This window comes from Streptomyces sp. NPDC020983, assembly GCF_044333485.1.
GTDB lineage: Bacteria > Actinomycetota > Actinomycetes > Streptomycetales > Streptomycetaceae > Actinacidiphila.
This window is the reverse complement of record NZ_JBIRRA010000010.1, coordinates 261,732-284,941: the sequence shown is the minus strand read 5'-3', so window position 1 is coordinate 284,941 and position 23,210 is coordinate 261,732. Positions and strand designations below refer to the sequence as shown.

General features: G+C 74.7%; 23 protein-coding genes. 10 read left to right on the top strand and 13 right to left on the bottom strand.

Annotation, left to right across the window (positions count from 1 at the left end; genetic code table 11):
- The 5 genes from ACH4SE_RS23965 to ACH4SE_RS23945 all read right to left on the bottom strand — a co-directional run bounded on the left by ACH4SE_RS23965 (position 1) and on the right by ACH4SE_RS23945 (position 4,624).
- Positions 1–642, bottom strand: a complete 642-nt coding sequence (locus ACH4SE_RS23965) for a uridine kinase (protein ID WP_398545489.1) — start codon at positions 640–642, stop codon at positions 1–3.
- Between the two features lie 175 nt (positions 643–817).
- Positions 818–1,846 carry a 6-phosphofructokinase gene (locus ACH4SE_RS23960; protein WP_398545488.1) on the bottom strand — a complete coding sequence of 343 codons (1,029 nt, stop codon included), beginning with the start codon at positions 1,844–1,846 and terminating at the stop codon, positions 818–820.
- Positions 1,847–1,915: 69 nt separating this feature from the next.
- A complete protein-coding gene (locus ACH4SE_RS23955) occupies positions 1,916–2,632 on the bottom strand; it encodes a response regulator (RefSeq protein ID WP_398545487.1) in 717 nt (238 codons plus the stop codon).
- Positions 2,629–3,798 (bottom strand): MacS family sensor histidine kinase, encoded by a 1,170-nt coding sequence (gene macS, locus ACH4SE_RS23950; protein ID WP_398545550.1) that lies wholly within the window; start codon positions 3,796–3,798, stop codon positions 2,629–2,631. Before macS ends, ACH4SE_RS23955 begins: the two co-directional genes overlap by 4 nt.
- A 118-nt stretch (positions 3,799–3,916) precedes the next feature.
- Entirely contained in the window at positions 3,917–4,624 is a 708-nt protein-coding gene (locus tag ACH4SE_RS23945; RefSeq protein WP_398545486.1) for a lysophospholipid acyltransferase family protein, read from the bottom strand.
- Between the two features lie 201 nt (positions 4,625–4,825).
- Here ACH4SE_RS23945 and ACH4SE_RS23940 point away from each other — a divergent pair, with 201 nt between their 5' ends.
- Positions 4,826–5,626, top strand: a complete 801-nt coding sequence (locus ACH4SE_RS23940; RefSeq protein WP_398545485.1) for an alpha/beta hydrolase — start codon at positions 4,826–4,828, stop codon at positions 5,624–5,626.
- Positions 5,619–6,191 carry a hypothetical protein gene (locus tag ACH4SE_RS23935; protein WP_398545484.1) on the top strand — a complete coding sequence of 191 codons (573 nt, stop codon included), beginning with the start codon at positions 5,619–5,621 and terminating at the stop codon, positions 6,189–6,191. The genes ACH4SE_RS23940 and ACH4SE_RS23935 overlap by 8 nt, the downstream gene beginning before the upstream one ends.
- A gap of 31 nt (positions 6,192–6,222) precedes the next feature.
- Here the strand turns inward: ACH4SE_RS23935 and ACH4SE_RS23930 are convergent, their stop codons facing one another.
- Positions 6,223–8,019 carry an AMP-dependent synthetase/ligase gene (locus ACH4SE_RS23930; RefSeq protein WP_398545483.1) on the bottom strand — a complete coding sequence of 599 codons (1,797 nt, stop codon included), beginning with the start codon at positions 8,017–8,019 and terminating at the stop codon, positions 6,223–6,225.
- Between the two features lie 233 nt (positions 8,020–8,252).
- Between ACH4SE_RS23930 and ACH4SE_RS23925 the strand changes: the two genes are divergently transcribed.
- From ACH4SE_RS23925 to ACH4SE_RS23900, 6 genes are all read left to right on the top strand, one after another.
- Positions 8,253–9,014, top strand: a complete 762-nt coding sequence (locus ACH4SE_RS23925; protein ID WP_398545482.1) for a metallophosphoesterase — start codon at positions 8,253–8,255, stop codon at positions 9,012–9,014.
- A gap of 100 nt (positions 9,015–9,114) precedes the next feature.
- Complete coding sequence (locus ACH4SE_RS23920) at positions 9,115–9,609, top strand: SRPBCC family protein (RefSeq protein WP_398545481.1); 495 nt, start codon at positions 9,115–9,117, stop codon at positions 9,607–9,609.
- Positions 9,609–10,793 carry an ArsA family ATPase gene (locus ACH4SE_RS23915; RefSeq protein WP_398545480.1) on the top strand — a complete coding sequence of 395 codons (1,185 nt, stop codon included), beginning with the start codon at positions 9,609–9,611 and terminating at the stop codon, positions 10,791–10,793. The genes ACH4SE_RS23920 and ACH4SE_RS23915 overlap by 1 nt, the downstream gene beginning before the upstream one ends.
- Before the next feature lie 170 nt (positions 10,794–10,963).
- The gene (locus ACH4SE_RS23910) at positions 10,964–11,362 is read left to right on the top strand and encodes a DUF5304 family protein (RefSeq protein ID WP_398545479.1); all 399 of its coding nucleotides are present in this window, start codon (positions 10,964–10,966) and stop codon (positions 11,360–11,362) included.
- Positions 11,363–11,416: 54 nt separating this feature from the next.
- Entirely contained in the window at positions 11,417–12,358 is a 942-nt protein-coding gene (locus tag ACH4SE_RS23905; RefSeq protein ID WP_398545478.1) for an ROK family glucokinase, read from the top strand.
- Between the two features lie 20 nt (positions 12,359–12,378).
- Positions 12,379–13,125: an endonuclease/exonuclease/phosphatase family protein gene (locus tag ACH4SE_RS23900; RefSeq protein WP_398545477.1), complete on the top strand. Its 747-nt coding sequence runs from the start codon at positions 12,379–12,381 to the stop codon at positions 13,123–13,125.
- 42 nt (positions 13,126–13,167) lie between these two features.
- Here the strand turns inward: ACH4SE_RS23900 and ACH4SE_RS23895 are convergent, their stop codons facing one another.
- The 7 genes from ACH4SE_RS23895 to ACH4SE_RS23865 all read right to left on the bottom strand — a co-directional run bounded on the left by ACH4SE_RS23895 (position 13,168) and on the right by ACH4SE_RS23865 (position 22,030).
- Complete coding sequence (locus ACH4SE_RS23895; RefSeq protein WP_398545476.1) at positions 13,168–14,298, bottom strand: glycosyltransferase family 4 protein; 1,131 nt, start codon at positions 14,296–14,298, stop codon at positions 13,168–13,170.
- A gap of 790 nt (positions 14,299–15,088) precedes the next feature.
- The gene (locus tag ACH4SE_RS23890) at positions 15,089–16,219 is read right to left on the bottom strand and encodes a M48 family metalloprotease (RefSeq protein WP_398545475.1); all 1,131 of its coding nucleotides are present in this window, start codon (positions 16,217–16,219) and stop codon (positions 15,089–15,091) included.
- 76 nt (positions 16,220–16,295) lie between these two features.
- Positions 16,296–17,558, bottom strand: a complete 1,263-nt coding sequence (locus ACH4SE_RS23885; RefSeq protein ID WP_398545474.1) for a hypothetical protein — start codon at positions 17,556–17,558, stop codon at positions 16,296–16,298.
- Positions 17,559–17,594: 36 nt separating this feature from the next.
- Positions 17,595–18,644 carry an NlpC/P60 family protein gene (locus ACH4SE_RS23880; RefSeq protein WP_398545473.1) on the bottom strand — a complete coding sequence of 350 codons (1,050 nt, stop codon included), beginning with the start codon at positions 18,642–18,644 and terminating at the stop codon, positions 17,595–17,597.
- Between the two features lie 191 nt (positions 18,645–18,835).
- Positions 18,836–19,873, bottom strand: a complete 1,038-nt coding sequence (locus tag ACH4SE_RS23875) for an NlpC/P60 family protein (RefSeq protein ID WP_398545472.1) — start codon at positions 19,871–19,873, stop codon at positions 18,836–18,838.
- A 290-nt stretch (positions 19,874–20,163) separates the two neighbouring features.
- On the bottom strand, positions 20,164–21,573 hold the full coding sequence (locus ACH4SE_RS23870) for an NYN domain-containing protein (protein WP_398545471.1): 1,410 nt from the start codon (positions 21,571–21,573) through the stop codon (positions 20,164–20,166).
- Between the two features lie 157 nt (positions 21,574–21,730).
- Complete coding sequence (locus ACH4SE_RS23865) at positions 21,731–22,030, bottom strand: hypothetical protein (RefSeq protein WP_398545470.1); 300 nt, start codon at positions 22,028–22,030, stop codon at positions 21,731–21,733.
- 117 nt (positions 22,031–22,147) lie between these two features.
- Between ACH4SE_RS23865 and ACH4SE_RS23860 the strand changes: the two genes are divergently transcribed.
- Positions 22,148–22,927: a rhomboid family intramembrane serine protease gene (locus ACH4SE_RS23860; protein WP_398545469.1), complete on the top strand. Its 780-nt coding sequence runs from the start codon at positions 22,148–22,150 to the stop codon at positions 22,925–22,927.
- Positions 22,924–23,205, top strand: coding sequence for an Lrp/AsnC family transcriptional regulator (locus ACH4SE_RS23855; RefSeq protein WP_398545468.1), 282 nt, complete (start codon positions 22,924–22,926; stop codon positions 23,203–23,205). The genes ACH4SE_RS23860 and ACH4SE_RS23855 overlap by 4 nt, the downstream gene beginning before the upstream one ends.
- The last annotated feature ends 5 nt before the right edge of the window (positions 23,206–23,210 follow it).

Here is a 23,210-nt window from a genome sequence, read left to right as displayed (position 1 = left end):
CTACGCGGTCTCCCCGTAGCAGCTGGCGTCCACGGCCGAGTCGGCGAGCACCGGCTCGGCCAGCACCGGGCCGATCAGGGTGAGCACCTCGGCGATCATGGTGTACTCGTCGCCGGTGCCGTCCACCACCAGGTCGGCGAGCGTGCGGGACGGCGCGACGTGCGCGGCGTGCCGCTCGCGGCCCGTCGTCAGGTAGTTGAGCAGCGACACCCGGGGATCCTGCCGCTGGACCTCGATCTTGCGCAGGATCTTCCGGGCCAGCCGGATGTCGTCGGGCGTGTCCACGTAGACGCGCCAGGCGGCCCGGGCGGACACCGCGGGCAGCGTGAGCGCGAACAGGCCCTCGACCACGAGCAGGCGGTACCGCCCGGAGCCCGCGGCGGCGTCGAGGGCGGCCGTGACGGCGTCCTCGTCGATGGACCCCGGATGGTTCCAGTCCAGGGTCTCCGCGCCGGTCGCGCTGAGCGTCCGGACCCCGCGCCGCGGATCGTGGGCGGGTACGTAGAAGTCGTCGAGATGGATCAGGCCGACGCTGTCGGGGTGGTGCCGCGCCAGCGCTTCGGCAAGGGTGGACTTGCCGGATGCGGTGCCGCCTGCGACCGCCAGTACGGGCGTCATGAGCCCGCTCGTCACACCCGTCATACCGGGCGCTCCTCAAATGCTCAAAGGGGGGAACGAAGCGGCCGGACTAGCCGGGTGCAGGGAGGATAGGTCGGGCGGATCACTTGCGGCAAGCGGTGACCGGGTGCGTGTTCACGGCGGGGCCCGCGCTGGGCTGCCGCGGGCGGGACGCCGGGCGGGATTCCCGGTCCGGCGGTCAGCCGAAGAAGACGCCCGCCTCGGCGTAGAGGGCGGGGTCGACGGTCTTGATGCGGGCGATCGCGTCGCCGATCGGCACCCGCACGATGTCGGTGGCGCGCAGCGCGACCATGGTCCCGAAGTCGCCGTCCCGGACGGCGTCGACGGCGTGCAGCCCGAAGCGGGTGGCGAGCCAGCGGTCGAAGGCGCTGGGGGTGCCGCCGCGCTGGACGTGCCCGAGGACCGTGGTCCTGGCCTCCTTGCCCGTGCGCTTCTCGATCTGGGCGGCGAGCCACTCGCCGATGCCGGACAGCCGGACGTGGCCGAAGGAGTCGAGGGTGCCGTCCTTGAGGACCATGTCGCCGTCCCGCGGCATGGCGCCCTCCGCGACGACCACGACGGGCGCGTAGCGGATCTTGAAGCGGCTCTCGACCCAGCCGCACACCTCGTCGAGGTCGAAGCGGTGCTCGGGGATCAGGATCGCGCTGGCGCCGCCGGCCAGGCCCGAGTGCAGCGCGATCCATCCGGCGTGCCGGCCCATGACCTCGACCACCAGCGCCCGCATGTGCGACTCCGCGGTCGTGTGCAGCCGGTCGATGGCCTCGGTGGCGATGTTGACGGCGGTGTCGAAGCCGAAGGTGTAGTCGGTGGCCGACAGGTCGTTGTCGATGGTCTTGGGCACGCCGACGACCTTCAGCCCGGTGTCGGCGTGCAACCGGGCGGCGACGCCGAGGGTGTCCTCGCCGCCGATGGCGATGAGCGCGTCCACCTGCTCGGCCGCCAGGGTCTCCCGGACCCGCCGCGCCCCGCCGTCGACCGTGAGCGGGTTGGTGCGCGAGGAGCCGAGTATGGTGCCGCCGCGGGGCAGTATGCCGCGGACGGCCGGTATGTCGAGCCGTACGGTGTCCCCCTCCAGGGGGCCGCGCCAGCCGTCCCGGAAGCCGGTGAAGTCGTACCCGTACTCCTGGACGCCCTTGCGGACGATGCCGCGGATGACCGCGTTGAGGCCGGGGCAGTCTCCGCCGCCGGTCAGGACTCCGACTCGCATGGACTTTTCCCTTCGTCGCAGGCCAGCTGTGCCGGAAGTGCAACTCCCGCCAAGCTAGCGCGACTCGGGTCACATGTCGCCGTCCGCGCAAGTCCCCCGATCGTCGTCGAGACCGGCTTCGATCGCATACCGGACAAGCTCCACACGGTTGTGCAACTGGAGCTTTCCGAGGGTGTTCTGGACGTGGTTCTGCACCGTACGGTGCGAAATGACCAGGCGGGCGGCGATCTGCTTGTAGCTCAGCCCCTTCGCGACCAGCCGCAGCACCTCCGTCTCGCGGTCGGTCAGCCGCGGGGCCGCCGTGCCGTCCGCGGCGGGCGGCGGCGGCTCGGTGGCCAGCCGCCGGTACTCCCCCAGCACCAGCCCGGCCAGGCCCGGAGTGAAGACCGGGTCGCCCACCGCGGTCCTGCGCACCGCGTCCACCAGCTCGTCGCGGCCGGCCGACTTGAGCAGGTAGCCGGTCGCCCCGGATTTGACCGCTTCCAGTACGTCCGCGTGCTCGCCGCTCGCCGACAGCACGAGCACCCGCACCGCCGGGTCGACCGCCAGCACCTCCTTGCAGACCCGCACCCCGGATGCGCCCGGCAGGTTCAGGTCCAGCACCAGCACCTGCGGGCGGGCCGCCCGGGCACGGCGGATCGCCTCGGGCCCGTCGCCCGCGGTCGCCACCACCCGCAGGCCCGCCTCGCCCAGGTCGCGGGCCACCGCGTCCCGCCACATCGGGTGGTCGTCCACCACCATCACCGTGACCGGCGGCTGCTGCTCCGCCCCGTCCGCGCCCGTCATACCGCTCCCCCTCCGCTCGTACCGGCCACCCCGGCCTCCTGCCGCGCCTTCGGCAGCCGGAGCTCCACCTCCGTGCCCTCGCCGGGCAGCGACAGCCACTGCGCGCTGCCGCCCAGGTCGCGCAGCCGGCCGCGGATCGACTGGGCCGCGCCGAGCCGGCCCTCCGCCGCGGCCGCCTCCAGCCGCCCCTCCGGGATGCCCGGCCCGTCGTCCCTGACGGTCACCAGCACCGCGTCCGGCTCGTCCTCCACCAGAATCCACGCCCGGGCCCCGTCGCCCGCGTGCACCGCCACGTTGTCCAGCGCGGCCGCCACCGCCGCCGCCAGCTCCGCGCCCGCCGCGGGCTCCACCGTGACCGGGGTGCCCGGCGCGGACAGCGTCACCCGGGCCGACGCGTACGGCGCGAGCAGCGCCCGCAGGTCCGCCGGCCCGGACGGCTCCTCCCCCGCGCGCGGCGCCGGCACCGGGGCGCCGCTGATCAGGCTGCGCAGCGCCGCCTCCTGCTCGCCCGCCATCCGGCCCAGCTCCGCGGCCTCGCCGCCGGCCTGGTCACCGCGCCGCTGCACCATCGCCAGCACCTGGAGCACCCCGTCGTGGATGTCCCGCGCGAGCCGCTCCCGCTCCCGGGTCGCCGCCTCGATCTGGAGCGCGCGGGCGAGCGTGCGCTCGCTGATCCGGGCCACCTCCACGACGTAGCCGATGCCGATGCTGGCGACCCACACCAGCAGCACGTTGCGCAGCGTGTCCCGCCCCGCGCCGCTGCCGCGCTCCACCAGGTCGGCGACCGCCACCAGCGACGACGCGACGGCCGCCCACCGCCATCCGCCCTTGACCGCGAAGGCGAGCACGGAGCCGGCCGTCCAGATCGACGGCAGCGTGAAGGCGCCCTCCTCGATACGGGCGTGGGTGTCCACGACCGTCGTGAGGAGTATCCCGCTGAGCGCGAGCGCGAGGTCGGCCGCGAGGAAGCGGCGGGTGCAGCGCTCGGCCGACATCACGCGGCCCAGCGTGGACAGGGTCCACACCCCCAGCACGGCCAGGTAGATCCCCCCGACCAGCGGGTGCTTCAGGTCGCCGTAGGCGTAGCAGAAGACGGCGATCGCATAACCGCACGTCAGTACCCGGTACGCCACCAGGGCCCGCCACAGCGGGCCCTCCACCGACATGCGCACGCCGCCCCCCTTTTCCGGGGACGAGCCTAGCCCGTGCCGGGAAAGGCCTGCGCGCCCGGCGCGGACGGCGCCGCACTCCGCGACCGCGGCGCGGCCGCACCCGCGGAGCCGCTCACCCGGCGGAGGGTTTGGCGGACTCGGCGAGCAGCCGCTTGGCGGCCGTGGCGTAGATGTCGACGTACTCCTGGCCGGAGAGCTTCATGATCTCGTACATGACCTCGTCCGTGATCGACCGCAGGATGAAGCGGTCGGCCTCCATCCCCGCGTAGCGGGAGAAGTCCAGCGGCTTGCCGATCCGGATCCCCGGCCGCACCGACAGCTTCGGCACGACCTTCCCGACGGGCTGCACCTTCTCCGTGTCGATCATCGCCACCGGGATCACCGGCGCCCCGCTGGCGAGCGCGACCCGTGCCAGGCCGCCCGGCTTGCCCCGGTAGAGGCGGCCGTCCGGGGAGCGCGTGCCCTCGGGGTAGATGCCGAACAGCTCGCCGCGGGCCAGCACGGCGACGCCGCTCCTGACGGCGGCCTCGCCCGCGCCGCGGGCGCCGGAGCGGTCGACGGGGAGCTGGCCGACGCCCTTGAAGAACGCGGCGGTGAGCCTGCCCTTGACGCCCGGGGAGTTGAAGTACTCCTCCTTCGCGATGAAGGTGACCTTCCGGTCGAGCACCGCGGGGAGGAAGAAGGAGTCCGAGAAGGACAGGTGGTTGCTCGCCAGGATCGCCGGACCCTCGGCGGGGACGTGCTCCAGGCCCTCGACCCAGGGCCGGAAGGCCGCCTTGAGCGGGGAACCGATGGCGATCTTCATCGCGCCGTAGAACAACCGGACCTCCTGTAGCCGTCGCACCGACCATAGCGCCACGGGGCGGGTACGGCTGGTCCCGGCGGGGCTTACCGCCAGGTATCGCGGCCGCGTACGCTGAACGTCCGACCTCCGTGTACCTCGTGTACCCGGGTTCGCGGTTTCACGCCCGCGGATCCCCCCGGAAACACCCTCGGATCCCTTCAGAACAGGAGCCCAGCGGTGCCGCTGCTGCCAGGAGCCGAACCGTACCGCCATGACGGCGGAGGGACCGGCGTGCTGCTCTGTCACGGTTTCACCGGCACGCCGCAGTCCATGCGCCCGTGGGCCGGGTATCTGGCCGACCGCGGTCTGACGGTGTCGGTGCCGCTGCTGCCGGGGCACGGCACGCGGTGGCAGGACATGGCGATGACCGGCTGGCAGGACTGGTACGCCGAGGTGGAGCGTGAGCTGCTCGCGCTGGGCGACCGGTGCTCGCGGGTCTTCGTCGGCGGCCTGTCGATGGGCGGCACGCTCGCCCTGCGGCTCGCGGCCAAGCACGGTACGGCGATCAGCGGTGTGGTGCTGGTCAACCCGTCGGTGAAGGCCGACAGCCCGAAGCTGCGGGCGGCGGGGATGCTGCGGCACGCGGTGCCGTCGGTCCGGGGCATCGCGAGCGACATCGCGCGCGCGGGCGTCACCGAGACGGGCTACGACCGTACGCCGCTGGACGCCGTGCACTCGCTGACGAAGCTGTGGCCGCTGGTACGGGCCGGTCTGCCGCAGGTGACGCAGCCGCTGCTGCTCCTGCACAGCCGGGTCGACCACGTCGTGGACCCGTCGAACTCCGCGGTGGTGCTGGGCGCGGTGTCGTCCAGGGACGTCACGGAGGTCGTCCTGGAACACAGCTTCCACGTGGCCACCCTCGACAACGACGCGGAGCGGATCTTCGCGGAGTCGTACGCCTTCGTCGAGCGCCTGTCCGCGGGACGGGCGGCGGGCGGCGCGGGCGGCGCACTGAAGGAGGGCACCGCCGGTGGCTGACCGCGAGGACGAGGGCACCGCCCCGCAGGAGGAGGAACCGCCGCGTCCGGGCACCCCGCTGGACGAGGAGGCGGCCTGGGCCGCGCTCGTCGCGGGCTGGGACGAGGAGCCGGAGCCCGGCACCGTGGCCTGGCCGGAGGCGGAGAACGTCACGCCCGCGAAGGCCGCGGCCGCGGACGCCCAGCCGGAGCAGGGCCCCGACCCGACCGACCCGGCGGCGGTGAGCACCGCGCCGCCGCCGTCCGACCGGACGATCGTGATCCACCCGGTGATCCGCGGGCCGCGCGACTACGAACCGGCCGAGGACGAGGACGACGGGCACTTCGTGCCGCCCGAGCCGCCGCCGCTGCCGGAGGCGGACGTCACGACGAAGTTCGCCTGGATCGCGGTGCTGGGCGGCCCGCTGCTGCTGCTCGCGTTCGTGCTCTTCCAGTTCGAGATGACCTGGTGGGCGGTGACGGTGGGCGTCGGCGGCTTCCTGGGCGGCTTCGCGACACTGGTCGCGCGGATGCGCACCGGTGACGACGAGGACGACGACGACCCGGGGCGCGGCGCGGTGGTGTGACGCCCGGCGGGGGCGCCACACCCGGCGCCGCTCAGCGGGTGTACAGCGCCTCGACCTCGTCGGCGTAGTCGGCGAGCACCACCGAGCGCTTGAGCTTCAGCGACGGCGTCAGGTGCCCGGACTCCTCGGTGAACTGCCCCGGCAGGATGCGGAACCTGCGCACCGACTCGGCGCGCGAGACCGCGGCGTTGCCGTCGTCGACGGCCTGCTGCACGGCGGCCAGCAGGTCGGGGTCGGCGGCGAGTTCGGCGGCCGTGCGGCCGGCCTTGCCGTGCTGCTCGGCCCAGCGCGGCAGGAACTCCTCGTCGAGGGTGACGAGGGCGCCGACGAAGGGGCGGGCGTCGCCGACGACCATGCACTCGGCCACGAGCGCGTGCGCCCGGATGCGGTCCTCGATCACCGCGGGGGCGACGTTCTTGCCGCCCGCGGTGACGATGATCTCCTTTTTGCGGCCGGTGATCGTGAGGTAGCCGTCCTCGTCGAGGGTGCCGAGGTCGCCGGTGTGGAACCATCCGTCGCCGATCGCCTCGGCGGTGGCCGGCTCGTTGTTCCAGTAGCCGGCGAAGAGGTGCTCGCCGTACAGCAGCACCTCGCCGTCGTCGGAGATGCGGATGGTGGAGCCGGGCAGCGGCTGGCCGACGGTGCCCATCTTCGGGCGGTCCCACGGGTTGAAGGCGGTGGCCGCGCAGGACTCCGTGAGGCCGTAGCCCTCCAGCACCGTGAAGCCGATGCCGCGGTAGAAGTGCCCGAGCCGCTCGCCGAGCGGGGCGCCGCCGGAGATGGCGTGCGTGGCGCGGCCGCCGAGCACCGCGCGGAGCCTGGCGTAGACGAGCCGGTCGAAGACCTTGTGGGCCATCCGCAGCCGCAGCGACGGGCCGGCCGGGGTGTCCAGGGCGCGGCTGTACTCGACGGCCGTGGCGGCGGCGCGGTCGAAGATCCTCCCCTTGCCGCCGGCCTGCGCGGTGGCGCGGGCGGTGTTGTAGACCTTCTCGAAGACCCGCGGCACCCCGAGGATCAGGGTGGGCCGGAAGCCCTGGAGGTCGTCGGTGAGGTTCTTGACGTCGGGGACGTGGCCGAGACGGATCGGCGCCATGACGGCGGCGACCTCGGCGAGCCGTCCCAGCACGTGCGCGAGCGGCAGGAAGAGCAGGATCGAGGACTCGCCGGTGCGGAAGAGCGGGGCGAGGCGCTCCAGGACGTTGCCGCACTCGGCGAAGAAGCTGCGGTGGCTGAGCACGCAGCCCTTGGGGCGGCCGGTGGTGCCGGAGGTGTAGACGACGGTCGCGGGCGAATCGGCGTTGGCGCTCGCGCCGCGCTCGTCCAGCACCGCGTCCGAGACGCCGCCGCCCGCCGCCGTGAGGGCCTCGACGGCGCCGGTGTCGATCCGCCACACGTGCTTGAGCAGCGGCAGCCGCTCGCGTACGGATTCCACGGCGCGCTCGTGCGCGCCGGACTCGACGACGACGGCCACGGCGCCGGAGTCGGCGAGGATCCACTCGATCTGCTCGGGCGAGGAGGTCTCGTAGACCGGCACGGTGACCGCGCCGGCGCTCCACACCGCGAAGTCCAGCAGCGTCCACTCGTAGCGGGTGCGGGACATCAGGGCGACCCGGTCGCCGGGCTGCACGCCCTCCGCGACCAGGCCGCGGGCGGCGGACCGCACCTCGGCCAGGAACTCCCCCGCGGTGACGTCCTGCCAGTGGCCGGCGGGATCCTTGCGGCCGAGGACGGGGGTGTCCGGGTGCTGGGCGGCGTTGCGGCGGATCAGATCCGTCAGGTTGCCGTCGGCGGGGACCTCGTACAGGGCCGGAAGGCTGAACTCACGCAAGGCGGCTGCTCCTCATCGGTGCCACGGCGCACCCGGAGGGAAGGCGGGGGGACCTACTGGACGTTACCCATCGGTAAAGCTCCGGCGGTAGGGGGCGCACGGGAGATGTTCCCAGCGTCACACGCGCCGGCCGGCGCGGGTGGGCCGACGCCGGAAGAGTAGTCCAGCCGGTCACGGATCCGCAGGTGGACGGCGGTCTGGGGGCGTACGGCGCCGCGCTATAAGGTGAGGTCATGCGGGTGCATGTGGTGAGCGACGTCCATGGCGCGGCGCAGGCGCTGGCCGGCGCCGGGGAGGGCGCCGACGCGCTGGTGTGCCTCGGCGACCTGATCCTCTTCCTCGACTACGCCGACCACTCGCGGGGCATCTTCCCCGACCTCTTCGGCGTCGAGAACGCCGACCGCATGGTCGCGCTGCGCACCGCCCGCCGCTTCGACGAGGCCCGGCTGCTGGACGCGGAGCTGTGGGCGGGCATCGACCGCCGGGCCGCCATCGAGAGCGCCGTGCGCAGGCAGTACACCGAGCTCTTCGCCGCCTTCCCCACCCCGACCTACGCCACGTACGGAAACGTCGACATCCCCGGCCTGTGGGCGGAGTACGCCGGCCCGGGCACGACGGTGCTGGACGGCGCGACGGTGGAGCTCGGCGGACTCGTCTTCGGCTTCGTCGGCGGCGGCCTGCGCACCCCGATGCGCACCCCGTACGAGATCGGCGAGGAGGAGTACGCGGCCAAGGTCGCCGCGCTCGGCAAGGTCGACGTGCTGTGCTCGCACATCCCGCCCGCGCTGCCCGAGCTGTGCTACGACACCGTCGCGCGGCGCTTCGAGCGCGGCAGCGAGGCGCTGCTCGACGCGGTGCGCAGCGTGCAGCCGAAATACGCGCTGTTCGGGCACGTCCACCAGCCGCTGCTGGCCCGCACCCGGATCGGGCGCACCGAGTGCGTCAACGTCGGCCACTTCAACCACACCCGCAGGCCCTGGGTCCTGGAGTGGTGAGCCGGGCCCCGCGGCCCGGGCGGCGCGCGCGACCCGCTCCCATCTGGGCGCGGTAGCCTTCGGGGGCATCCTGCACCAGTAGTCCTGGAGGGCCACGGCGATGGCGGAACACACACGGTCGAGCATCACGATCGAGGCGGCTCCGGCCGCTGTCATGGGCGTCATCGCCGACTTCGACCGCTACCCGGAGTGGACCGGCGAGGTCAAGGAGGCCCAGGTCCTCGCGCGCGACGCCGAAGGGCGCGCCGAGCAGGTGCGGCTGCTGCTCGACGCCGGCGCCATCAAGGACGACCACACCCTCGCCTACACCTGGGTGAGCGCCGACGAGGTGCACTGGTCGCTGGTGAAGTCGCAGATGCTGCGCACCCTCGACGGCTCCTACGCGCTCGTGCCGCTCGACGGCGGACGCCGCACCGAGGTGACCTACCAGCTCACCGTGGACGTCAAGATCCCCATGCTGGGCATGATCAAGCGCAAGGCCGAGAAGGTCATCATCGACCGGGCGCTGGCCGGGCTGAAGAAGCGGGTCGAGTCGGGCGGCTCCGCACCGGCCGGGCTCGGCAAGGGTGCCGCCGGCACCGAGACCGCGGGCTGATGCCCCCGGAGACCGTACGCACCCTGCTGGTCACCGGCGGCGGAGGGGCGGGCCGCACCGCGGTCGCCGCCGCCACGGCCGCCGCGGCCGCCCGCCGCGGGACCCGCACGCTGCTGCTCACCGGCGACCGCACCGCGGCCGCCGCCCTCGACGGGGCGGTGCCGGGCCTGGCGGTGCGCCGCACCGACCCCGGCGGCGCCTTCCAGGACGCGCTGCTCGACCTGCAGTCCCGCGGCGGCACCCTGCTCGCGCTGCTCGGCGCCGCTCCGCTGGACCCGGAGGAGCTGACACCGCTGCCCGGCGCGGAGGCGCTGGCACTGCTGCGGGCCGTACGGGCGGCGCAGGACGCGGGCTGGGGGCTCGTCGTCGTCGACCTGCCGCCGGTGCGGGAGGCCGTGACGCTGCTCGCGCTGCCCGGCCAGCTGCGCCGCTACCTCGCCCGGCTGCTGCCCGCCGACCGGCAGGCCGCCCGCGCGCTGCGCCCGGTGCTGGCCCAGCTCGCCGGGGTGCCGATGCCCGCGGAGTGGGCGTACGACGCGGCCGCCCGCGCGGACCGCGAACTCGCCGCCGTCCAGGCCGTCATCGACGCCCCCGGCACCTCCGTGGCGGTCGTCGTCGAGCCCTCCGGCCACGGCGCGGAGACGCTGCGCACCGCCCGCACCGGCCTCGCCCTGCACGGCCTGGGCCCCGCCGCGGTGGCCGTCAACCGGCTGCTGCCCGCGGACGCCGCCGACCCCTTCACGGCCGCCCTCGCCGCCGCGCAGCACGAGCGGCTCAAGTCCTTCGCGGAGGCGTGCGCGGCCGACGCCGCGCCGCTGCACGAACTGCCGCACCTGGGGCGGGAGGCAGGGCCGGCGGAAGAGGCGCTGGCGCTGGCGTCCGCGGTCGGGGCCCGCCCCTCCGGGGCGGACGCCGGCGGTTCCGGCGAGCCCTGGACGGTCGTGGACCGGCTCGCCGGGGACGGGTACCTGGAGTGGTCGCTGCCGCTGCCGGGTGCGGGCAAGGAGGGCCTGGACCTCGTGCGGCGCGGGGACGAACTCGTCGTCGACGCCGAGGGCTTCCGCCGCATCATGCCGCTGCCGTCCGCGCTGCGGCGCTGCACCGTGCAGGGCGCGGCGCTGCGGGACGGCGTCCTGCGGGTGCGCTTCACGCCCGACCCCGGGCTCTGGCCGCAGCCGCGCTGACCGCGGGCCCGCGCCGCCCCGGCGCCCTCCCGGTGCCCGCCGTGGCCCCGCCATGACCCCGCCGTCGCCCCGCCGCACAGGCCCGTGCCGACACCGGCCGTCCGGGCGGGCGTTCGGGTACCGTCGAGAAGGGAGGCGCCCCGACCGCGGCGCCCCGTTGGGAGACCGTCATGAGCGAAGCCACCGACCGTCCGGACCCCGACGCGTGGGCGAAGGCCAGCGCGGAGGACATCGCGGCCGAGCACGCCAGGCGCCGCGAGGAGTCGGGCCAGGGCAGCGCGGCGGAGGAGCTGCGGCGTCTGGCCGATGCGGTCGGCGACGCGCTGGGTGAGCGGCTGGCGGCGCTGCGCAACCCCGCGGTGCAGCTCGCGGCGCAGGGGATGCTCTCCCAGGTGCGTTCTGTTGTCGAACCCATCAAGGAGCGGAATCCCGACGTCTTCGACCACCTCGCGGCCGCAGGGGCCGAATTGCTGGCGGCGTACCGGTCCGCGGTGGCCGGAGCGGAATCCCGCTGGACCTCGGGTGCGGGGTCCGCGCGTTCAACCGCTGAACACATCGACCTCGACTGACCCCCTCTCCGGTACGGTTCTCTTAGCGGGGAACGACCGAAAACTGAGGGACACATGGGACTCACCATCGGCGTCGACATCGGCGGCACGAAGATCGCGGCCGGCGTGGTCGACGAGGAAGGCTCGATCCTTGAGACCGTCAAGGTGCCGACGCCGCCGACTCCCGAAGGCGTCGTCGACGCGATCGTCGAGGCGGTACGCCAGGTCAGCACCGGTCACTCGATCGAGGCCGTCGGCATCGGCGCCGCCGGCTACGTCGACGACAAGCGGGCCACCGTGCTCTTCGCGCCGAACATCAACTGGCGGCACGAGGCACTCAAGGACAAGGTCGAGCAGCGCGTAGGACTCCCGGTCGTCGTGGAGAACGACGCGAACGCGGCCGCGTGGGGCGAGTACCGCTTCGGCGCGGGCCAGGGCCACTCCGACGTGATCTGCATCACACTCGGTACGGGCCTGGGCGGCGGCATCATCATCGGCAACAAGCTGCGCCGCGGCCGGTTCGGCGTCGCCGCCGAGTTCGGCCACATCCGCGTGGTGCCGGACGGGCTGCTGTGCGGCTGCGGCAGCCAGGGCTGCTGGGAGCAGTACGCGTCCGGCCGTGCCCTCGTCCGCTACGCCAAGCAGCGCGCCAACGCGACCCCGGAGAACGCCACCGCCCTGCTCGCGCTGGGCGACGGCACCGTCGAGGGCATCGAGGGACGGCACATCAGCGCCGCCGCCCGGCAGGGCGACCCGGTCGCCGTCGACTCCTTCCGCGAGCTGGCCCGCTGGGCGGGCGCGGGCCTGGCCGACCTGGCCTCGCTCTTCGACCCCTCCGCCTTCATCGTCGGCGGCGGCGTGTCGGACGAGGGCGAACTGGTCCTCGACCCGATCCGCAAGTCCTTCCGGCGTTGGCTCATCGGGGGCGACTGGCGCCCGCACGCCCAGGTGCTCGCCGCGCAACTCGGCGGCACGGCGGGGCTGGTCGGCGCCGCCGACCTCGCGCGGCAGGGCTGAAACCGGGCTAGGTTGATCACATGACCGTGGAGGATCTGCCGAGTTCCGCAACCGAGCACGACTCGGCGATCGTCCGCGTGCTCAGCTACAACGTCCGCTCGATGCGGGACGACACGGCGGCGCTGGCCCGGGTCATCCGAGCCTGCGCCCCCGATCTCGTCCTCATCCAGGAGGCCCCGCGGTTCTTCCGATGGCGGAAGGCCGCGGCCCGCCTCGCACGCACGACCGGGCTGGTGCACGTCACCGGGGGCGCGACAGCCGCAGGGCCGATGATCCTGTCGTCCCTGCGCGCGCACGTCGAACGCACCGAGGACGTGCTGCTGCCGCACAACCCGCCGCTGCACCAGCGCGGCTTCGCCACGGCGGTGCTGCGGATCGGCGGCGCGCGGCTCGCCGCCGTCAGCACCCACCTGAGCCTGGACCCGGCCGAACGCCACGAGCAGGCGGGCCTGCTGCTGGAACGCGTCGCCGCGATGGGCGAGCCCCACACCGTCGTCGGCGGCGACTTCAACGAACCCCCCGAGCGGGCGGGCTTCGCCCGGGTCGCGGCCGAGCTCCAGGACGCTTTCGCCGTCGCGCCCTGGGGCGGCGAGGTCACCAACGTCCGCGCCCCCTACCAGCGGATCGACGCGATCTTCGCGACCAAGGCGGTGCAGGTCCTCGGCTGCGGCGTCCCCCACTCCGTCCCCGGCGTCACCCACGCCGACCTCCACGCCGCGACGGACCACCTCCCCGTCCTGGCCGCGCTCCGCGTACCGCGCGGCTGAGACGCAGCGCCGCTCCGCGCCGGCACGGCGCGGAGCGGGCGGTCACAGGAGGGTGCGGAGGCGTTCCGCCAGCAGGTCCCAGCGCCAGGCCTCGTGGACCCAGGCGCGGCCGCGTTCTCCCATCGTGCGGCGCAGGTCCGGGTCACGGAGGAGGGCCAGGATGCGTTCCGCGGCCAGTTCCGGGGAGCCGCCGGGCACGACCCAGCCCGTCTCGCCGGGCAGCACCGCGTCGGGAGCACCGCCCGAGTCGCCCGCCACGACCGGCAGCCCGGTCGCCGACGCCTCCAGGTAGACGATGCCGAGCCCTTCCACGTCCAGGCCCCCGCGCCGCGTCCGGCACGGCATCGCGAAGACGTCACCCGCCCCGAAGTGCGCGGGCAGCTCCGCCTCCGGCACCGGCCCGGTGAACCGCACCGCTCCCGCGACCCCGGTCCGCTCCGCCAGCGCCTCCAGCTCGCTGCGGTACGGGCCGCCGCCCACGATCAGCAGCGCCGCATCCGGCTGCTCCCGCAGGATGCGCGGCAGCGCGAGGATCAGGGTGTCCTGCCCCTTGCGCGGCACCAGCCGCGACACACACACGACGACCGGCCGGTCCGAGAGCCCCAGCCGCGCCCGCACCACCGCACCGCCCGACCCCGGGTGGAACGTCTTCTCGTCCACCCCCGGCGGCAGGTGCACCATGCGGGCCGCCGCCCGCTCCGTGAGCGCCGAGGCGATCCGCGAGCGCGTGTACTCGCCGAGATACGTGAGCGTGTCGGTGCCCTCGCCGATCCGGCGCAGCAGTGTGCGGCTGCCCGGCAACTGGGCCCACGCCGCCTCGTGGCCGTGCGTCGTACCCACCAGGCGGGCCGCGCCGGCCCTGCGCAGGGCCGGGGCCATCAGGCCCAGCGGGGCCGCCGCGCCGAACCACACGGACGAGCAGCCGTGTGCCTGCAGCAGCTTCACGGCGGTACGGGTGACGCGGGACGTCGGGAGCAGCATCTTCGTGCGGTCCCGCACCACGGGGAAGGGCTGCTCGGCGTCGAAGCGGGCGGCTTCGGTGCCGTCGCGCCACGTGGAGGCGTAGACGACGACCTTCGCCGGGTCGAGGCGCAGGGCCATGCTGTGCACGAAGGACTGGATCCCGCCCTGCCGGGGCGGGAAGTCGTTCGTGACGATCAGGGTCTTCTCCATCCCGCCCGACCTTACCCTCCACGCGGGTTCGCTCCGCTCTGCTCGTTGCGGCCTGCTCGCGCCGCTCCGGGGGGGCGGCGGCTTGCGGTGGGCGGTTCGCGGTTCCGCCGGTGGGGGGTTGCTCGCGCAGTTCCTCGCGCCCCTGGGGGGAGTGCCGCTTGCGGTGGGCGGTTCGCCTTTCCCCCGGTGGGGGCTGGTCCGCGCCGTTCCCCGCGCCCCTGAGGGGGTGCCACTTGCGGTGGGCGGTTCGCCGTTCGCCCGGTGGTGGGTTGCTCGCGCAGTTCCTCGCGCCCCTGGGGTCATCCGGCGGGGCATCGCGCACTCCGTGCGGGGGTGGGGTCGGGTGCCACTCCGGGGGTACCTCCTCGGAATGCGCGTCTGACCTCTTCCTTGTCCGGTGAGCGGCGGGGTGCGCATTCCTGCGGGGGCACCCCCGGATCGTCCCCCTCCCGGTGTCTCGTGGGCGGCTGCCTGCCGGTGGGGGTGAATGTGGTTCGGGGACTGCGGTTCGCCCCCGACGGCGATGCACCCCCACGAGAAGGCCGTCAGCCGACATCGAATCTGCACGGGTGGTGGGGGTGGGAACACCCCGCGCCGCCAGGCGCGGGAAACCCCCCACGGCGGGGGAGCCGCCAACGCACGGGCAAGCGGGCACCGCCCGAAGGAGCACCGCCCGAGCGCGGTGGGGTAGCCGCGAGCCCCGCCCCAATCGGGCACCGCCCGAAGCGGCGCCGCCAGGCGTGGGCGCTGCCGGGGCGGGGTGGCCGCGCCTGCCGCGGAAGGCCCCCCGTCAGGGAGTGGCGCGGGCGGCGGCGATGCGGGCGGCGGGGGTGGGGTGCGTGCCCCAGAGGAGGTGGAGGAGGCGCGGGGGTGAGGGCTCGGCGACGTTCACCGCCGTGAGGCGGCGCTGCATGGCGATGAAGCCGGCGGCGTCGCCGGTGAGGGCGAGCGCGTGCCGGTCGGCGCGGCGTTCCACCCGGCGGGAGAGGGCGCAGCCGGGGGGCCCGGCGAGTGCGCCCCCGGTGGCGGCGGTGGCGGCGAGCAGCCACGCGGACCGGGGGTCGGCGAAGTGGGCGGTGTTCGCGGCGGCGAGGAGGGGGGACCAGGTGACGACGAGGGCGAGGGCGCACATCCCGAGGGCGGCTCCGGCCGCGCCGAGCGCGGTGCCGCGGGCGACGTCGCGGTGGACGACGTGCCCCAGCTCGTGAGCCACGACGAGTTCGACCTCGCGCGGCTCCGCGGTGTCGAGGAGCGTGTCGTAGGCGACGATCCTCCGGGTCCGCCCGAAGCCGGAGACGTAGGCGTTGAGGGCCGTGGTGCGGCGCGAGGCGTCGGCGACGAGGACGTCGCGCACGGCGACGCCGTCGCGGGCGGCGAGGGAGAGCAGCGCGTCCCGCAGCGGCCCTGCGGGCATGGGCGTGAAGCGGTTGAAGAGCGGTTCGAAGAGCACCGGCGCCGCCCAGGAGAGGACGACGGTGGCGCCCGCGGCGCCGAGGGCGGCCCACGCCCACCACCAGCGGGTGACCCCGGCGAGCGCGTACACGGCGAAGAGCGCCGCGGTGACGAGCGGCAGCGAGACGAGCAGGCCGCGCAGCTGGTCCGCCGCCCAGCCGCGCCAGCCCTGGGTCACCAGGCCGAAGCGGGCCCGTACGACGCGGCCGCGGGCGGCGAAGGGCAGGGCGAGGAGCTGGGGCAGCAGGACGAGGGTGAGTGCGGCGCCCGCGACGCGCCCGGCCCAGGTGCCGCCGAACGCGGCGACGAGGCGGGCGCCCGCGGGGGTGAGGCCGAGGACGAGGAGCAGCGCGAGGCCGGCGGCGCGGCCGGCGAGGGCGACGGGCCACACCCCCTGGCGCAGCGCCCGCGCGCGGGCGACGTGTTCGGGGCTGAAGTCCGCTTCCGCGGGGTCGTCCGGTTCGCTCATCGCGCCTCCTCCTGCGCTTCGGGCTGTTCCGGTCCCCCACCGTGGCCGCGCGGGCCCGGCGGGGGCGTGGGCCGCCTCATCCCAGCTCCTGCTGGACGTAGGTGCGCCAGCGGGCGGTGAAGGCCGCCAGGCTCAGGTGCAGGTGGGACCTGAGGACCGTGTCCAGGGGTGTGCCGGTGCCGGCGGCGCGGTAGACGGCCGTGAGGGCCGCCGGGGACCACTGGTCCGCGATCATGCGGTTGGCGAGCCAGCCGCCCTCGTACGCCTGCGGGAGCGCGGGTGCGGTGGGGCGGAAGTCGGCGTTCGCCGGGAGGGCGGCGGGGACGTGGCCGGCGGCGACGTCCTGGGCGAGTTCGGGGGCGATCTCGGGGGCGCTGCGGCCCGACTCGCGGTAGGCGACCCAGTCGGCGAATCCCTCGGAGATCCACAGCGGGGTGCGGGAGGTGGTGGCGAGCCGGGTCGCCACGTGCGTCGTCTCGTGGGTGAGCACGACCTGCCGGCCGAAGGCGGAGAGGCGACCGAAGGCGGCGGGGTTGAGGAGGACGCGGTCGGCGGGGGCGGCGGCGCGGCCGCCCAGTTCGCCGGTGGTGACGGCGGCGATGTCGCGGTAGTCGCCGGGGTCGGCGGCGAGCAGCGCGCCGAGCTGGTCGAGGGTCTTCGGCGCCTCGACGACGACGGTGCCGGGCCAGCCCGCCCTGCCCCAGGCCCGCTGCACCCGCGGCACCGCGCGGTCGGCGTCGGCGGCGTGGCCGCGCAGCGCGGTGGTGCCGGCGAGGCCGAGGACGAGGCTGTGCGTCCCGCGGACGACCGTGACCTTGCCCTGGTCCCACAGCTGCACGGCGGTGCGCTTTCCGGCGGCGTTCCCGTCGTCGTCCGCGGCGACGTACCAGTGCCCGGCGCGGTGGGTGAACGTCAGGTACGCGGTGGCGACGACGGGCTTGGCGTCGTAGCCGCGCAGCCGGTAGCTCAGCTCGACCTCGGCGGCCGTGCGGGCGGTGCCGGCGGCGCCGGCCGAGGCCGGGAGGGGGAAGGCGCCGGTGCGCACGAGGCGGTAGGACCACGCGGCGAGCGGGACGTCCGCGATGTCGTCGAACATGCGCTGCTGGGCCGCGTGGTAGCGGGTCGCCCGCGGGTCGACGTCCGCGAGGAAGGCCTGCCGGTCGCGCCGCAGCAGCGCCGCCGCGTGCCGGGTGAGGAGCTTCTGGAGGGCGGGGTCGGCGGTGGCCGCCGTCTCCCGGGGGCCCGCGCTGCCCTTCCCGCCGGTGCACCCGGCCAGTACCGGCGCGAGGGCGCCCGCGAGGACACCGGCTGCGGCACGTCTGGTGAGCGGCGCGGTCATGGGGGTGATCGTACGGGGCGGCGCCCGGCGCCGGGGTCAGGGGCGTACCACCGCCGTGACCGGCATCATCGACACCGGGTCGTAGCGGACGCGGGCGCCGGGGTAGGGAGCGTGGATGACGCGGCCGTTGCCGACGTACATCGCCACGTGGCTGGCGTCGCCGCGGTAGATGACCAGGTCGCCGGGGCGGGCCTGGGACAGGGGGACGCGGGGGCCGGCGTGCGCCTGCTCCTGGGAGGTGCGCGGGAGGGAGACGCCGGCGCGTGCGTAGGCGTACTGCATGAGGCCCGAGCAGTCGAAGGAGTGCGGGCCGGTCGCGCCCCACACGTAGGGGGCGCCGAGGACCTGGCGGGCGGCGGCCACGGCGAGGGCGGCGCGGCCGGAGGCGGCGGGCAGGCCGGCGAACGGCGGGAGGGGCGGGAAGGAGCGGGAGGCGCGGCCGCCCGCGCCGGGGGCGTAGCGGGCCCGCTGGTCGGCGGGGAGGGTGCGCAGCAGGCGCTGGGCCTCGGCGAGGGCGTGCTGCACGGCGGCCTTGCGGCGGGCCAGGTCGGCGGTGGCCTGGGAGAGTTCGGCGAGCTTGCCGGTGGCCTGGGCGCGCCGGCCGTCCACGGACTGCTGGGCGGAGCGCAGTTCGTCCAGCCGGGCGGCCTGCCGGGCGCCGAGGCGGTTGAGGGTCGCGGCCTGGTCGAGGAAGCCGCGCGGGTCGTCGGACAGCAGCAGCGCGAGGGTGGGGTCGAGGGCGCCGCCCCGGTACTGCGCGGCGGCGAGCAGGCCGAGTCCGGTGCGGATCTCGTTGACCCTCTGCTGGCTCTGCGCGGCGCGCTGCTGGAGGGCGGCGAGGTCCGCGCCGAGCTGCCGGGTGCGTTCGGTGGCGGCGTCGTAGGCCTGGGTGGCCGCTTCGGCCTGCTCGTAGAGCCGGTCGAGGCGGGCGGTGGTGCCGGCGGCGGTCGCGGCGGGGTCCGCGGCGGCGGTCTGGGCGGTGCCGCCGGTGAGCGCCGCGGTGGCCGCCGCGGCGGCGGTGAGCACGGTGAGCCGGGTGGCCCGGACTGCCGGGCCCGGCTGCGGTGCGCGTCGATGGGATGCCACGGCAGCCGACAGTAGCCATCCGGGCACGCACCGTACAAACACGGTGTGCGGCGCAGCGATCCGCACAGGTGCGCGAGGGCGGCAGCGCCGCAGGTCAGCGGGCTCGCGGACGGAAGGCGCCGGAAACGGCACCACCCGAACGCCGTAGCGCCCGGGCGGTGGTGGCGGGGGTCAGCCCCTCGGGGGACCGCTCAGATGCGGACGCCGAACTGGAAGGGCATGTTGCTCATGGCCTCGTAGCGCACGACAGTGCCCGGCTTGGGGGCGTGCAGCACCATGCCGTCGCCGGCGTAGAGGCCGACGTGGTGGTGGTCGCCGTAGAAGATGACGAGGTCGCCGACCTTGAGGTCGGACTTGGAGTAGATGCGCGTGCCGGCACTGGCCTGCTCGGCGGCGGTGCGCGGGAGGGACACGCCGGCCTGGCGGTAGGCCCAGGAGGTGAGGCCGGAGCAGTCGAAGGTGTTGGGGCCGGAGCCGCCGTAGACGTAGGCCTTGCCGATCTTGGTCTGCGCGTAGGAGAAGGCGCTGGCGGCGTACTTGCTGGCGGACGTGCCGCCGAGCGGGGCGCGGCCGGTGTCGCGGTTGGCGCGGGCCTGGTCGTTGGCTATCTGCTGGCGCTGGGCGGCGGTGAGCCCGTTGAGGATGGACTGCGCCTTCGCGAGTTTGTCCTTGGCCTCGGTCTTGCGCTTGGCCAGCTCGGTCTTGGTCGACTCCAGCTCGGCGAGCTTCGCCGTGGCCTGCGCGCGCTCCTGGTCCAGGGTCCGCTTGGCGTCCTGGAGTTGCTGGAGGGCGCCGGTCTGGATCGAGCTGACCTGGTCCAGGGCGGAGGCCTGCTCCAGGTAGGAGTCCGGGTTGGACGAGAGGAAGAGCTGCAGCGACGGGTCGATGCCGCCGGTGCGGTACTGCGAGGCCGCGATCACGCCGAGGCTGTCGCGCAGCGTGTTGAGGTGCGCCTGCTGCCGGGCCACCTGGTCCTGGAGCGCACTCGCCTCGCCCTGGAGCGACTTGAGCTTCTCGTTGGCCGCGTCGTACTTCTCGGTGGCCTGCTCCGCCTGCGTGTAGAGCGCGTCCACCTGGGCCTTGGCGTCCTTGACCGTGGTGGGCTTGCTGGGCTTGGCAGGAGCGGCGTTGGCAGCCTGGGCGGACAGCGCGACGGCCGCCGCGGCGGTCGCGGTCAGCACGGTCACACGCGTGCGGCTTGCCGGCTTGGGTCGACGGTGGGACGCCACGAAGGCGAGCTCCTTCTTCCTTCAGCCGCCTACCGGTTGACGACTGGCGGGCGGCCTCCGAGCGCCATCCGGATTGGATGATCGACTGCGCGGAGGTACGAGGCCTGACCCTAGTGACCTTTCCGTGATCGGTTCAAATCCCTGAAGGCAAAATTTCGACCGGTTCAAGTTTTCTTCACACGCCTTCGACACAGCGTGATGACCGGCTGACACAGGGTGCGCACTGGTGAACTGGTGAACACCCGCACGTGCGTACGGGGTTCGTCAAGGGCCCCGCGGACGCGCCCGCTTCAGACCCGGGCGAGGCGGCGCAGCAGCAGCGTGGACGCGACGGGACGGGCCCCGGCCTTGGCGACGCCGTCGGCGACCTCCCGGTCCGCGGAGACGACGACGATCTGCCGGCCGGGCGGTTCGGCCCGCACCAGCCGCCGGATCAGCTCGTCCGCGGTCTCCCCTGCCTTGCTGAACAGCACCCGCACCCCGCGCGGCGGCGCGAGCAGCACCGGCATGTCCAGGTCGGCGCCGTCGAAGACGCACGTGACCTCGGCGCCGCTCTGCGCGGCGAGCGCCGCGAGCCCGCCGAGCAGCCGCAGCCGCTGCTTCTCCAGCGGCAGCGCGGGATAGCCGGTCTTCGTCACGTTGTAGCCGTCGACGACCAGATGCGCCTGCGGCAGCGCCAGCAGCTGGTCGAGCAGCGCCGGATCGTCGGCGGACAGCGCCCGGGTGGCGATGTCCCGCGCGCTGAACGCCCCGGGCGCGACCGCGTCCACGGTGTCCGCGGGCCGTACGCCCATCGTGTCCCGCGGCGGGAGGGCCAGCTCGCGGCGCAGCCCGGACGCCGCGTCGAGGACGGTGTCGAGCAGCAGCCGCAGCCGTACGTCCTCCACGCTGCGCCCCTCCCGGGCGGCCCGGCGGCCGGCCTCGACCGCCGCCTCGGCCTCCGCGAGCCGGTTGCGCAGCCGCCGGGCCTCGCTGTCGGCGGCGGCCCGCTCCTGCGCGGCGGCCGCCCGCAGCTCGTCGAGCTCGGCCTGCAGCCGGCGCTGAGCGGCCTCGGCGCGCTTGACGTCACTGAGGGCGCTGCGCAGCTTGCGGTGCAGCGCGTCGCCCTCCCTGCGCACGGACTCCAGCTCGGCCCGCGCGCGGGCCGCCTCGACCCTGCCGTGCTCGTGCAGCGCCTCGACCTCGATGCGCAGCGCGGCCAGCTCGCGCAGCGCCTCCTCGTCGGCCCGCTCGGCGTCCGCCCGCTGGGCCTCCTCCCCCGCGGTGGCCACCAGCTTCGCCCAGCCCGGCGGGCGCAGCAGGTACGCGGCGGCCGCGACGTCCAGCGGATCGGCGGCGGGCGGCGGGGTGCCGTCCTCCAGCGCCCCCGCGAGCTCCGCCTGCGACTCGCGCAGCCGCCCGGCGACGCGCTGCCGGAAGGCAGGGTCGTGCTCCAGGGCGGCGGCCAGCGCGGTGCCGGCGTACTTCACCCGGCGGCTGGGCGTGAAGCGGGCGTAGGGGCGGAGCGAGACGGGGAGCTCCTGGTAGGTGAATCCGCCGAAGGCGTCGGCGGCGATGGCCACGACCCGGTGGCGTACACCCTCGGGCAGCGGCCGGTCGAGCGCGGGCTCGTCGGAGCCGGCGTCCGCGGCCTCCGGGCGCCCGGGATCCCCGGGGCCGGAACCGGCCCGCTCACCGGCCGACGGCCCGGCAGGCTCCACCGCGGCCCCGTCCGTCCCGGGGCGCGGAAAACCGCCGCTTCCGTCCACCAGTCACTCCCGTCCGAATCTGCCGACGACCCTCGGCGTCCTCCCGGCCCCCTTCGATCCCTCGACCCCGTCGACGACACCGCCTGCTTCCATTGTCCCCGCCCGGGGCTCAGCCAGACGCGGAACCGCCCCCGGCGGCACTTTCCGCACTGCCGTTCCCGTCGTCACCGCCCGCACCCGCACCCGGCCGGTCGACGAGCTCGATCCGGTCCACCGCGTTGCACCAGCGGCAGCGCACCGACTCCACGGTCTCCGCCAGCACCTCGGTCTCCTCGACGGACGGCTCGCCCGCGAGGTCCAGGTGCACGTACTCCACCACCCGCGAGGAACGGGTGACGTCGAAACGGGTCAGGTTTCCGCACAGCGTGCAGCGCCACCGCGTGGTCGCGGTCGGCAGGGGAACCGGCATGCCAGGTACCTCTTCCTGTCGGGAGCGTGCGTCCCGGTCACCCTACGGCCTTTCGTGTACGGCGCGCTGCGGCGAGGCGGCGTATGTCCGTTACGACCGCTGCGTCATGATCGGTGCATGGTCATCCCGGTACACGACAAGAACCCGGTCCGCCGTACGCCGGTCGTCACGTACGGACTGATCGCCCTGTGCACCGCGCTCTTCCTGCTCGGCCCGCTGTCCGGTTTCCTCCCCGCCTACGGCACCGGCCACACCCTCGCGTGCCGGCAGGCGCTCTACTTCGACCGCTGGGGGGTCGTCCCCGCCGAGCTGTTCCACGCCCGCCCCACCGCGGCCGCCCTCGGCCTGCCCGCGGGCTGCGGGGCCGCCGACCCCTACCCGTTCTCGCCCCACCTGTCCGTGCTCACGTCGATGTTCCTGCACGGCGGCTGGCTGCACCTGATCGGCAACATGCTCTTCCTCTACGTCTTCGGCGACAACGTCGAGAACCGCATGGGCCGGGTCCGCTTCGCCCTCTTCTACCTCGCCGCCGGCTACCTGGCCGCCTACGGCTTCGCCCTCGCCCACACCACGGACACCCAGAGCCTCGTCGGGGCGTCCGGCGCGATCTCCGGCGCCCTCGGGGCGTACCTCTACCTCTATCCGCGGGCCCGGGTCACCAGCCTCTTCCCCTTCCTCTTCTTCGTCCCGCTGCGCTTCCCCGCCTGGGTGGTGCTCGGCTTCTGGTTCGTCCTCCAGTGGTTCGCCGCCCAGTCCGCCGCCGCGGGCCCGGGCGTGGCCTACCTCGCCCACGTCGTGGGCTTCGCCTTCGGCTTCTGCTGGGCGTGGGCCTGCTACCGGCCCCGGTCTAAGCTGAGCGTCATCGCCGGGACGACCCAAGGAGACGCGCAGCCGTGATCACCGCGATCGTGCTCATCAAGACCACCGTGGACCGGATCCCCGAGATCGCCGAGTCGATCGCCGCGCTCGACAACGTCAGCGAGGTCTACTCGGTGACCGGGACGTACGACCTGGTCGCCCTCGTCCGCGTGGCCAAGCACGACGAGCTGGCCGACATCATCCCCGGCCGCATCAGCAAGATCCCCGGCGTCGAGGCCACCGACACGCACGTGGCCTTCCGTACGTACTCCCAGCACGACCTGGAAGCCGCCTTCGCCATCGGCCTCGACGCCTGAGCCGC